7 protein-coding genes are annotated in these 12,903 nt (G+C 37.9%); all 7 read right to left on the bottom strand.

Annotated elements, in window-relative coordinates; all coding sequences use genetic code 11:
* Window positions 1-1,851, bottom strand: a 1,851-nt coding sequence (locus ACFFAP_RS02530; RefSeq protein WP_375509747.1) for a filamentous hemagglutinin N-terminal domain-containing protein, incomplete at its 3' end; no start/stop codon positions are given.
* Between the two features lie 63 nt (window positions 1,852-1,914).
* On the bottom strand, window positions 1,915-2,730 hold the full coding sequence (locus tag ACFFAP_RS02525; RefSeq protein WP_375509746.1) for a DUF928 domain-containing protein: 816 nt from the start codon (window positions 2,728-2,730) through the stop codon (window positions 1,915-1,917).
* Between the two features lie 35 nt (window positions 2,731-2,765).
* Window positions 2,766-5,075 (bottom strand): CHASE2 domain-containing protein, encoded by a 2,310-nt coding sequence (locus ACFFAP_RS02520; RefSeq protein WP_375509745.1) that lies wholly within the window; start codon window positions 5,073-5,075, stop codon window positions 2,766-2,768.
* A 267-nt stretch (window positions 5,076-5,342) separates the two neighbouring features.
* Entirely contained in the window at window positions 5,343-6,623 is a 1,281-nt protein-coding gene (locus ACFFAP_RS02515; protein ID WP_375509744.1) for a DUF1822 family protein, read from the bottom strand.
* 104 nt (window positions 6,624-6,727) lie between these two features.
* On the bottom strand, window positions 6,728-8,287 hold the full coding sequence (locus tag ACFFAP_RS02510; protein WP_375509743.1) for a sigma-70 family RNA polymerase sigma factor: 1,560 nt from the start codon (window positions 8,285-8,287) through the stop codon (window positions 6,728-6,730).
* Window positions 8,288-9,062: 775 nt separating this feature from the next.
* Entirely contained in the window at window positions 9,063-11,099 is a 2,037-nt protein-coding gene (locus ACFFAP_RS02505; protein WP_375509742.1) for an ATP-binding protein, read from the bottom strand.
* A 744-nt stretch (window positions 11,100-11,843) separates the two neighbouring features.
* Window positions 11,844-12,857: a DUF4255 domain-containing protein gene (locus tag ACFFAP_RS02500; protein WP_375509741.1), complete on the bottom strand. Its 1,014-nt coding sequence runs from the start codon at window positions 12,855-12,857 to the stop codon at window positions 11,844-11,846.
* Between the last annotated feature and the right edge of the window lie 46 nt (window positions 12,858-12,903).

The following is a 12,903-nucleotide window of genomic DNA, read 5'->3' as shown; positions in this document are numbered from 1 at the left end:
AGCAGTCAAAGCGATCGCGCCGCCATTTCCAGATGAAACAGAAGAATTAGAAGCGGAATTAGTACTTAAATTACCAGTGGTAATACTGCCGTTTTTAGCTTCAAAGCGAATATCACCTCCATCTCCTGCAATGCCATTAGAAGAAACCGAGTAAGCATATAAATTACCATTGATATTGATACTATTGTTAGCAACAAGGTTAATTCCACCGCCTTTTTTCGCCGAGCCATTAGGAGAGAATGATGAAGTATTCAAGGCACCACTAACAAAAGCTCCAGGTTGAGTGTTAAAAGTGTCAGTGATGTTGATACTATCCGAGGCTTTAAGACTAATCGCACCACCATTTCCAGTATTACTAGAACCAGAGTATGTAGCAGAGAACAAACTACCAGTGTTGATGCTGCCTTTAGCGCTTAATGTAATAGCACCCCCGTTTCTATCACTGTCAGAATTAGATAGTGAGGAAGAGTTTAAAATGCCTGTGGTAATGCTACCATTTTCAGCGTTTAGGCTAATTTCACCCCGATTAGTTGTGATTCCTTTAGTATTCACATCTCCAGATACTGTCGTTAAGCTAACTAAGGGGACTGCATCATTAAACGGCTGTAAAGTAACATTTCCACCCAAAGTAATTCCCTCTGGCACAGTTCCACTGTTCAATGCAGGTACCGAACCAGAATTAACACCACCATAAGTCAGAGTACTCTGCCCAGAACGCATAATTAACGCCGTACTGTTACTTAAAGTTGCAGTATCTTGTCCGGCTGGTACGCTAGTATCCGGTGTAGTGATATTAATATCACCCCCAAAGCGAATATTACCTTTGCTTTCGACTAACAACGATGCTCCTGTATAGTTAGCTGCAACATCCACGTCGCCATTACTACTAATAATCGGGTCATATTTGCTAACGAAGTTTGCCAGTCCCCCTGATACACTCTTAAGCGAAAAATTCCCACCACTGGTAAAACGAGCATCAAGAGAAATAATTCCATCACTGATTAAGCTGAAATCGCCTCCACTCACAAACGGTGTTTGCGTTGGATGATTTAGCGCCAGAATATCAATTCCTTGATTTCCCCCAATTGTGAGATTACCACCTGCTTGAGCTAAAAACGGAGTTGTCACACTGTCTCGCACTTGCACTGTATCAGCAGCTTGCAGTGTTAAATCTCTGCCTGCTTTTAACTGTCCCTGCAAATCAAGTTTGTCAGCTACTAATGTCAGGTCTTGCTTGGGTGCTAAATTTCCGGTGTTGGTAATAGTCGCCCCTGGCTGACTTGCTCCATATTGCAACCCTGGTGTAATGTTTACCGTCAGTAATGGCGGTGCTTGGGGATTAGTAGCACTGAAGGTACTGCCATTAGGAAACTTGAAACTGCTTGCTGTAGTTGCAGAAAACGATCCGCCAATATCTAATCGGGCATTTTGTCCAAAAATAATGCCATTGGGGTTAAGTAAGAATAAGTTTGCTTTCCCATTAGCACGAATTAAGCCATCAATATTAGAAATTGACTTACCTGTTACTCGTGTCAGGATGTTCTGAATATCTAGTGAATTATTGAAGAAAGCAGTACTTCCATTCGGAACAGAAAACTCAGAGAAACTGTGGAACACATTAGGGCCTCTTGTAGTTCCACCCTCAATAATTCTGGTGTTGCCGTCTAATTTTACATTAGAATTATTCGGCAGAGTACCATCCGGCGTAATTTGGGCGATCGCGCAATTAGCAGAGAATATTATTGCACCAGCGAACTGACAAGTTAGGACTTGGGCGATACTCCTTCGTAGTCGCTTTGCGAACGCAATTCCTAGCCCTTTGAAGCGCAAATTAAATATATATTTGTCCAAAATTGCATCCCTCTAAATGAAGTAGAAAAAGCGAGCGCAAATGTCCAATACCCTATGCCCATGCTAGAGAGTACAACAAGGTGCGATCGCTTCGGTAGAAATATTTTCCAACCCCACAGACTCCAACAAATTTTTCCAATCAGTCGCTAAAGCTGCATCTTGACGTTTGCGGGCGTAAAGTTCTCCTAAAATAGTTACAGCATCTTGCCAAATACCTGCTTGAGCATAAAGGGCTACTCGTTGAAGTGGAGTTGCTGTACGTAAGCGACGTGTTAATTCATCTTTTGGGACAATGCGTTGCACTAACCCCTCAACTGCTATATCTGCTGAGGGGTTTTGCAGGTTACAACCAATCAAAAAGTACCAGTGATAATACTGTCCAATTTCCAGGGGTTTCTCTGTTCTAGGAACACTAACCCTAATCACTCCGGGCGTGTTGGATAAAGTAATCGGAATTGGTTCTTTGGTAATATAGTTATTTTTTTCATCCAGTAAGACAAATTTCACCGAGTTGATATTCTTGGGTATATAGGGAACGTAAAACCAAAAAGTTGGATGTTCATCTGTGGTTAAGCCTAAAACATATTCTGTGGTAGCTGTGCCTGTTCTTGCTTGCTTCTGATTTGCGGTTGACACCAAAGGTACTAAAGCTGTGAGAGGTTTGTTCGCAACTGGGCAATCCCCGCGAGTTCCTGCACCTATTCTGTCTTTCGGTGCGCCTCGATTTTCTGGTTGCCTTTCTAAGGTTGGCTGAACAAAACGTATTGTTGTAGTATTTGATTGCTGAGTTTGTGCTGATAATTGTGTAATATTAACTAATAAAAAAGTTGCACTCAATACTAATACTTTTGGTGGTGAAAGAAAGTTGATTTTAGTCATAATTAAATTTCCAATTATTTACAGTTATTTTTTTATCAATAATTTTTCATATTTTTTACACTGATTCCAGTGATTACTAATCCCAGTGCGGAGGGAAGAAATGGCATCCAACCTCCATATAGCAAGAGAATAAAGCAGCATCCGTAGAGGATGAGTAATTCAGCACTGATCAGAATAGCAAGTTTCAATTGTGACCGACTGTATACAGCTAATATTCCGGCTACCAAAGATGTACTGCAAATCCACAGGATTTCACCCCATGCAGGTAAAACCCACAGCAGCGATCGCTTGTCTAAAACAGCACTTATAATTTGACTAACCATGTGTGCGTGAAGCAGTACCCCAGAAATTTCCTGGTGGGGGGAAGTTGCCATACTGTAAGGTGTAAGAAAATAGTCTTTAGCGCTTTGTGAGTCAACGCCAATCAAAACAATCTTATCTTTTACCCAATTGGGGTTGAATTGATTATTCAGGACTTGTGCGACACTGACTTGTTTAACAACCTCCCGCGAAGATCGATAATTAAGTAGTATTTGGTGTCCGTATGTATCAAATTTCTGGTAACCACCTGTGGGGACATCTATAGGTTTAAAGACTATTTTGCCAAGCTGCAAGTAGCCTTCGTCAGTAATATCGAATCCGATGCCTTCTTTAGCTAGATATTGTCGTGCGAGTTCAAAGTTCAGGGAGTAGGGCGACTTGCAATTTGACCCAGGTTCTGGTGTCATATATAGTAGATTACGACGAATTACTAAATCGCTATCAAATACAACATCACTAAAACCTATGCGGTTAGGTGGAATTTCCGGTGGTGGTGAAATCCCAACTGCTTGTTTTTTGCTATCGCTAACTTGACAGATAGCAATAAAATTGTCGTTTGTTCTCAAATGATTTGCTAAATCTGGATATTGAGAACCTACCGGAAAATCTCGATAAATATCTAAACCAATGGCTCTTGGTTTATAAAGTGACAATTTTTGCAATAGTTCTTGTAGTGTACTATCTGATAGTGATGATTTTTGTCTTTCTTTTTGAGCCTGAATATCTGCTTCTGTGACAGTAATCACCAAAATCCGCTTATCTGCACCTTCATCAGGTCGCATCCGCATCATTGAGTCGAAAGCTGACAGTTCCCATTGTTGCATGAAGCCGAGCGATCGCATTCCCGTAATTAAGCTGGTGATCAAGACACTCACTAAAAATGTGATTTTCAGATTCCGCGCTGTCAATTTAGGGAAAGCAATTATGTTAGTTGGACCGCATAATTCTTGCCAAGTTAGAGTCTCTTCCGCTATATTTTGACAAATTACAGGTAGCCAAGAAGCACCAGGAAATTCCTCTTCCAAACCCTGTAATCTTGAACGTGCATAACGCACCGCTAAATATAAAGATTGACCTTCAGAAAAAGCTCCCAAGAAATGTTTCACAAATTCTTGTGCTATTAAGTCCGGTATTTCTTCCCGCATGACAATAATTTGGTTAATTTGCAAATCAGCTAACTGTCGCGCTAATCCCAAACCATCACAAGAATTAAAAATAGCTATTTTTAACCCGCGTGAAATTGCGTAACTTAACGCGTTTTTTAACTCAGTTATTGTTAAACTACTAGTTGGATTTATATGTATCTGACCTTTATCATCTTGGCTATGACTATGGCCAGCAAAAAACAGTATATCCCAGCCTTGTTTATCCCAAAGCCACTTATCTAATTCCTGACGTGAAGGTTCTACTAAAAATACTGTTGATGCATCTGGTAATTGTTCTAAAATTTTTCTATCTTGCTGAATATCAATTCCTTGACTATTACCCAAAATTGCCAATATTCTAACTTTATTTGTTTTTTGTTTGGGTAATGGTATTACTCGCTCATATTTTGGAGTACTTACAGCAACTTCGCATAATTGGTAATGCTCAATAAAATTCCACAAATGCCAAGGTAGGCGTTGCAGAAGATAATCGCTTGCTTCAATAATAACTTGAAATTCTTCATCTAAAGCCAATGTTTCTCGTAGTTTTTGATCTATTGGGCGAAATAAATCAGAGTTTAGCCAAGAATTTATTGCTTCATATAACTGTTCTTGAACTTCACTAAAATCTACTTCACTAACGTTATTTAAACCTGTTGATTCTACTTCGAGTCCAGAACGACTTACGAATCGTTTATGAAGTGCTTGATATATTAATTGAAAGCGTTTATAGAGTTCAGCAATTTTTGGTGCAGGAGGTAAACTACCTATAAATTTTATCGGACGAGAGTTATTAGTTTCCCACAATTGTGCAGTTACAGGGAAAAAGCCATCGTTTAAGTTACCTTTTTCTAAGCTTATAACAATTAACTTACTCATCTTTAATTATAAAATAGCTATGATTCACAGGCATAATGCATCCTGTTTCAATGTATATTATAAGTGTTTTTATATTAATTCATGACTTGAAAATATTAATTAGCTAATCCAGGTTTGCTTAAACACTTATAATATTTGTAGGTTATTAGGTTGAGCAATGAAACCCAACTCCAGTTTAAGGTTCATGTTGGGTTTCACAAGGTTCAATCCAACCTGTCCTATATTGATAAACTTTATTATAAGTAATTACCCAAATTTGATATAATTTCAAATCGAAAAACTTTCTATCATCATGAAATTATCAAGAGTCAATTGGATAGAAAAGCTGGTTCCGCTTAAACCTTTAAAACGGTTAAGTTGAATGTAGCAATCTAGACTTCTCGATTCAATTTGTTGTAGAATGTTTCCCGATTCCAAAAGCATAATTTTGAGATTTGGTGGCAAATATTTCTTATTGCCAGTGGGATGAACTTGTACGATGATAGCAATTTTTTTGTCTTCTTCCTGCGAGAGAGCAAGCATCAGTGCTAAAGATTGTCCTCCTAATTGTACCCCCAAATCAATTAGTTTGACTCCATTTACACCTGTTTTTTTAGTTTCAGAAAAACTTCTTAACTCAAATACTAAATTTCCTAGCTGGGAATTTAAAACTTGGTCAATAGGTTGCCATCCTGCTGTAAACAGCTTTTGAAACCATTGATTAAGGTTAACCTGAATCAATGAGGAGTCTACAGAGATGCTATTCATTGATTCTATGCTAGGTGACAAGTATTTCTCAGCAGTGGAAACAGTATTTTTTTGTTTACCTAAACGTTGATTATACAGTTTTTGTCGCCACTGTTCATTGCAAATTAATGCCGCCCACTGAGCAAATGGTATATCCAAACGTAGCCTGGGAGAATAAATAGAAGCATCGTTCAATGTCTGCAACAGGTTTTGAGCTTCTGTTACTGATAAAGTTACTTCAGGTGGAACTTCTTCTCGCCAACGCAGTCCCAGTGTAGCAAAAAGTAAAGTGAAGTTTTCAGTTAACTGTTCGATAGGTAAAGAATAAGTGCGATCGCTTGAATTATATTTGCCTTGGTTTTTCAATTGAAGATGCGTAGCAAACCCGCATACTCGTATCCAACAATCATCATCATCGCCATCCAAATTTATCTGCACTGGTATATAATAGTCAGCCGCCCAACTATTAATATCTACCCATTCTTGTGGTACGCACAATTCTTCTATATCTATTGTTTCAGTTGGTACTAATACTATTTTGGTTTCACCCACCTTAATTGCTGTGCCATTTACTATCTCTAAGATACTAGGTAAATTTTCTTCACTAGGAAATACCTCTGCGCGTAACGTTGATTCTTGTAAGGAGGCCTGAAACCAAGTGAGTAAGGGACTCAAGCAGATGCGATTAAGATAAGCATTGTAAATTGCGATCGCATTTGAGTGATGTTGGGAAAGTTGCCATACTTTTTCTTGTGCGGCTGTCTCTATTTTTAACCAAATATGCTTAGTGTCAATATTTACGAAATCTGATAAACTCAACATAATATTCCTCCTCCCTAATAAAGTTAATACAGCTGATTTTGAATATATATTTCCACTAGTAAAATCTTTTGTTATAGTTTTAATTATTTCTTTCATAATTTAGCTTAATTTTTCAAAACTTTTTTTATGATAGATTTATAATAATTACCTAACCACTTTTCTAAGTATTCTTTAATCCAAATGTTTATTTCATGCATCAACTTTTCTTGTAATTGATTTTTTATTTTAGTAAGTTTTGTAGCTATTTCATTAAAGCTAATACCTAACTGAGAAGCAATTTTTATTTCATTCATTCGCTCTCCATAATAAAGTTGTAAAATTTCGCGTTCTTCATTTACTAATTTCTTAATGGCTGACACCAAAGCTGCTTGAATCAAATCTGAGTGTACTGGTACATGATACTCACTTTCTAACCATCGTCCTACATACTGTTTAACCCATCGTTGTGGTTGAGAGATTCTGGCTATAGTTTCTAATAATTTGATTGTAGATTTAGTTAGATAACGAGAAATTGTACTTTGATTCATTCCTAATCTATCTGCTAGCTGTTTTTGATTGAGTTCAAATCCATAATAGAGAAGTAAAATTTTCCGCTCATCTACTTTCATGGATTGAAGTTGCTCAGATAAAATTGAATTAGCTTGATTCGCTAAAAATCCTTGTTCTTTTGTATCCTCAATGCTTGATATCTTTTCCCATTCGATTTCCGTAACTTGTAATTCTGATTTAACTTCAAATTCACTTTTTAAAGCATCAAGTGAAAATTTCGGTAAAATTGATATCGGATAACTTTCTAAAGCTTTAATGCAAATCTCCATCCAATCTTGTATTTGTTTTGCAGTCACCTTAGGAGAGTTAGCAAATACCTCATGGGGTGCAGTTGGTAATATCTTTTCTATGTTATAACATTGAGCAGATTTTGAAAAATCTTCTTCGTCAGGGTCTATCCATTTTTTACCTGTAGTTCTGGTTGGATTTTTAACCTTATTAATTAAATAAACTTGTTTAAAGTATTTTCTAGCAAAAATAATTAATGAAATTTCTGGTTCGATAATTCCGAATACTTTTAGTGCTTCTATGAGTTCTTTATCACTCTTTTTGTATAACAATCTCCACCGCGAAAATCTACTTACTTCTGCTGAGTATTTAATGTGGTTTCTTAATATATTGGCTATATATGTATCTAAATTCGCACTTTTAGAATTATATTTAACTAAAATTTCTTTCAATTTTAGTGGGTTGTAAACTAGTAATCTGGCAATACATAGATATTCTTCCCAAGAATTGGCGTTCCGGTCTTTACATAAGTCTTTGGCAGCCCAATAGCATTTTTCTTCAAAGTAACTTGCTAAATGTTCATAGGCAAGTTTTGTTTTATTGCTTGGCTCCCAATCTGCTATTAATTCTGATTCATCAAATGCTACTTTTCGCCAAAAATTTGCGATGTCTATTGCTTTATCCTGGTGGGAAAATAAATTAGAAAACTCCTGATGCTTTTCTTCATATAATTTCAAATTCCGTTGCAGAGAAGGTTGATGCTTCCATTGCAACGCTAATTGATTATTTTGGTTAATTAGCACAATATGGGTAGAAAACTTGTTAATATTATGCCTCCGCTTTGGTAGTATAGGAATACTATCATATTTAGTAAAATTAAGCACCATAATTTTTTTCCCTACTAGACAAAAAAATGAGGTTTACAATCTATGCAGGGGGAGCAACGCGATTTGGTGAAGTGCTAAAACCAAGAATGGAAATAGGCTATTTCGGAATGCGATTACCTCCGGTACTGTACGCGTAGGCATCGCAACAAAAACCCTAGTTCTATTGATAATTTAACCCCAATCTCACTAAATCGCGTTGCTCCCAGCAATATGCAAGTATTAAGTACACTGCATTGTTTTGTGTGATTTTAGCTTTACTGAACTTATTGGGAGCAAAGCAAGCTAATTATGCAGACTGTAGGCATTATAAAAACTTGAGAGTAGAAATAGGTCAAAATGCTTATACTTTTACCCTGCTAGCATAGAATATTTATTTATCAAACAACAAAAAGACAGGTTTTAGCAAGCTAGAAAAAATAAATAATCTCAAAGCTTACGCAACTGGCAAATAATTTGGGTATAAGGAAAGACAAGTGCTGTTCACGTATGACAAGGACTACAACTAGTACCGCAAGGCGGAAGTCAAAAATTAAAAGTCAAAATTCAAAAGTATTATAGAATAAGCTATGCAGGGATTTTAGATGGTTACTCTATTTATGCCGTGGCGTACTAGTAGGGTGCTTAATACCTCTTTTTTGTCACTTTCCGAAAGCAAAAATCAAAAGCAACTTTTAAAACTCTGACTGGATTCGTGTCTCAGATTTTTGAAGTTGCTGCATAACCAGATGTAATTAATAAGGAGCTTTTGTCCTCAGTAAGTTTTTGCGATACAACCTTAAATCCAGCCAGAAATTTCTACGCTAGTTAATGATTTCCCTAGTTTTTCATACTCTGTTTGAGTTGCTCTAAGAATATGCTTCATTTGCACAGGCTCTTCGGCATCGGCGGCCATAAAAGCTGAGTTGAGGGCAATGATGCGGATATTACCACCAGGAGCGTTAAGCTGGGCCAGTCTTTCAACGTTTAAGCCTTCAGTTGGCGTATCAGGCGGAAAAATCCGTCGCCAAATTTCAGCTCGGTGGGCGGCATCTGGAAGAGAAAATTGAGTTACGAACCGAAGTCGCCGCATGAATGCAGGGTCTAAATTACTCTGTAAATTCGTCGTTAAAATAGCCATTCCTGGATAGGATTCCATTCGCTGAAGTAAATAACTGACTTCTAGATTGGCATTGCGATCTTTAGAATCTTTAACTTCACTCCGTTTACCAAAAATAGAGTCTGCCTCATCAAAAAGCAAAATTACACCCCCGCTCTCAGCCGCATTAAATATCTGCTGTAGATTTTTCTCGGTTTCGCCAATGTACTTACTGACAACAGCAGAAAGTTCAATTTTATAAAGATCGAGGTTCAACTCATTAGCAAGAACACCTGCTGCCAAAGTTTTTCCAGTTCCGCTAGGCCCAGAAAATAGCGCTGTAATACCCAGTCCGCGTCTACTTTTAGATGCGAATCCCCACTTTTCGTATACTTTGGCCTTCTGTCGGACATGAGCCGAAATTTCCTTTAGGATTCCCTTCTGAAGGGGCGGCAATACTAAATCTTCCCAGGACAATTTAGACTCAATCCGCTCTGCAAGCTCATCTAATCCAGGACGAGCTTGAATGCGGCAGCTTTGCCATAGAGCCTGTTTTAGGGAAGGAGCAGACTGCATTGTCAACTGTCCGACAGCTGCTGTACAAGCTCGACGAATCATAGAGGTACTAAGTTGAAACTGAGATGTGAGTCCCTGCAACTCTTCCAGCAGCTTATTTGAGTCTGGTATATATTTTCCTTGCTCATTAAGTTGAGTTTTGAGTTCGTCCACAGAGGTTTCCCAGGTAATTAACTGCTCCTCAGGTAGGGGTTTAGGAACATCAAAGCGAATCATCTGACGCTTTATGCCTTGAAGTGGAGAAAGTGTCGTAACGATCGCAAAACATTGTAGTTCCTCAAGCAGTTGATGGAGAGAAGCGAGCTGTAGCTTGTCGGAATGATCGATATCCTCACAAGCTAGAAGGAGTGCTCTACGCTCCAAAATACATTCTCTTTGCAGGCGGCGGATAAAAGTCTCTAATTCATTGGGTTTGAGAGGGATACGCTGGCAGTTCAAAAGACTTACGTGTAGATTAAAATGCTGACAGACAGCTTGGGCAATGTCGGTTTTATCCTCCATCTCTGAACCACATAGCTGAATGATAGGTGGAGAATTCTGAAATGAATTCAATTCCCATAGAGCCTCTATACTATCTGCCAAGCATTGATGAGAAGGAATCAGTTGTTGTGTGTAAAATGGTAGCTCAGTAATTTCTGTCAGTAACGAGTCTGTTGTTTTCACACCTATAAGATAATGAAGAATTCTCTCATCTATATGAAGAGATGTGCTGGTCAGGGTACTACCTGAGCCTAAGTCGATCAGTTTCCAATAGCGGAGTGCTCCATCGGGTGCCAAAGCGCTCCAATGGGCGTTAGGCAATGCACTAAGAGCCAAACCGAACGTTGGATGATATTGACTATTGCCGTTATGGGCTTCAACACATAACTCCGAAAAACGTAGATCGATTTCAATAGCCGCACAAAATACTAATATAGAGCGCTCAAATTCTGAAAGCTCAAACCTTTGACAAAGTTGTTCTAAAGCTGGAGGCTGCAACATCACTGCTTCCAGATCCGTAAGCTCATGTATATCTTGATTCTGGCTAGTAAGCTTTTCTTTTGAATTATTTTCAAGCTGATTAATATAGCTCTGAAGAACTGTGTGAAGCTGGTTAATGACTGCGAGAAAATAATTTCGATTAGATTTATACCAATCTTCAAAATCATTTGAGGTATACATATAAGATTATCCTTATCCCAGATTTCTCACAAGTGACAGAAAATCATTAGAGTGAACAAAATTTAAAGTATTTTAATTAATACATCATTAGATGAATGAGTAAGATAAATATAAGTAAAAAACGAAAGCTCAAAGATAAATAAATTCCATTTTACCTATATTCCAAGGAGATAGAAAATCATGATAAATGAAAATAGACATAGCAAAGCGAGAGTTTAATAAAAAAAATTCACCGGAATAATAAGCCAATAATAAGGAATTAAATTATGTTATCATTAACCAAGGTAAGGGAGTTGAGATAAACACTTGAAACTCGACTACGGTTTGGAGTTTTTTGGAATATTCCAGTCCATAATAAGGATTAAAAAAGGCTTCTAAGCGGAGCTTAATGCGATTATTTTGGTCTTTATTGAGATTAGGACTTTATTATTGACAAGATGCGCTGACTCTGGATATTATAACCGGATAATCGCTTACAATACAGGGCGACCGCATCATGTCAACAAGTCTAGTATATTCTCGACAAAGTCTAAATCAATCTCATTAACCTATGCTTATTGCTAAATGTTTAGGCAATGGCTTTGAGTTCTGCAAACTAAACCAAGCGAGAAATACTGATTCTTTCGTTGATTCTTAATCTTGGTCATGGTTAAGAGTAATTTAGATGCGTTTGCCCCGGCTTACGATAAATATAATGAGTGCAAAGATGAGTCATGCCAAAACGAATTGGTGTAGCCGCACACATTAATCTTGAAAAGCTAGAACAGCGCCATCGTCTATGGTTGGATGTAAAAGGAAGGTCTGCTCATTCGATACTACCTCTAAATCTTTATAGTTTTGGTACTTATATAGTTGTTGATGAACAACTTGAACCTTTTGAACCTCAGCATGTAGATTTTGAGGCAATTTAAACAAAATTCTGTTGTCTTCAACAATTTGTGGTTCTAATAGGTTTTCTCCTTCGTTCAGACGCAACAGAGTTATATCCCCATTAAGATTTTTCCCATAGATGATTATACTGCTCCCCGCTACAATCTCGCTATTTGTAGGTGATGCAACAATTTTCTCAATCTGCGGCTTATTCAATGCCCCTTTATTAGAACTTGAAGCAAGTGAAGATTTCTTAGATCCAATAAACATCATCGATACTTCGTAGGCAATTGAGGGTCGATAAGAACCTTGTAAGAGCGACCACAATCTAGACATTTGTTCTGTATCAAATAAGTTTGGCGTGATCCTTACTTGGTCTAACTGCTCGGTCAAAGCTTCAACAGAAATCGATTCGATCGCTTGTGCCAAAAGACCGGAACGATTGATGGTTGCGACATGATTTAGCGCTGCTCGAATCGCGGCGTTGGATAAAACCGGAGTTTGATGCATGAGCTGCATGACATAACCCAAGAGTATTTCCGTCTGAAAGTCTTTGTTTCCGTAGGCGGTCAATACATAATGGAGATTGATGGCTAAAGGGAGAATTGTACTTTCTTCTGTATTGGCTTGATGATGAGCTAGCTGGTTGCGTAGCTTGCTGCCTTTGGCATCGTGCCCACCCAGATCTGCATTACGATTTTCTGAAACCTGGTAGAGAAATAGATTTAGCTGAGGTTGACCATCGACTCCAATAGAAATCTGATCTGGGGGAAGTGTGGTTACTAATATATTTCCCATACTCGACAGTGCTGCATTCTGAACCAAGCCGTCTTCTAATAAGTTTTTGAATACAGCTGTTATCGCTGCGATCGCTAATCCATTACTCATAAGTTTCCACTTAATGCACTATCTTTATTCAGAGCGTTGTCTATAT

This window comes from uncultured Nostoc sp. (genome assembly GCF_964245575.1).
Lineage (GTDB): Bacteria > Cyanobacteriota > Cyanobacteriia > Cyanobacteriales > Nostocaceae > Nostoc.
The sequence above is the reverse complement of the archived record's forward strand: the minus strand, read 5'-3'. Positions and strand labels throughout refer to the sequence as shown.

Bases quoted from the DNA above. Each gene is read 5' to 3' on its own strand.
- ACFFAP_RS02525 (WP_375509746.1), bottom strand. From the start codon at position 2,730: ATGACTAAAATCAACTTTCTTTCACCACCAAAAGTATTAGTATTGAGT.
- ACFFAP_RS02505 (WP_375509742.1), bottom strand. From the start codon at position 11,099: ATGTATACCTCAAATGATTTTGAAGATTGGTATAAATCTAATCGAAAT.
- ACFFAP_RS02515 (WP_375509744.1), bottom strand. From the start codon at position 6,623: ATGTTGAGTTTATCAGATTTCGTAAATATTGACACTAAGCATATTTGG.
- ACFFAP_RS02500 (WP_375509741.1), bottom strand. From the start codon at position 12,857: ATGAGTAATGGATTAGCGATCGCAGCGATAACAGCTGTATTCAAAAAC.
- ACFFAP_RS02520 (WP_375509745.1), bottom strand. From the start codon at position 5,075: ATGAGTAAGTTAATTGTTATAAGCTTAGAAAAAGGTAACTTAAACGAT.
- ACFFAP_RS02510 (WP_375509743.1), bottom strand. From the start codon at position 8,287: ATGGTGCTTAATTTTACTAAATATGATAGTATTCCTATACTACCAAAG.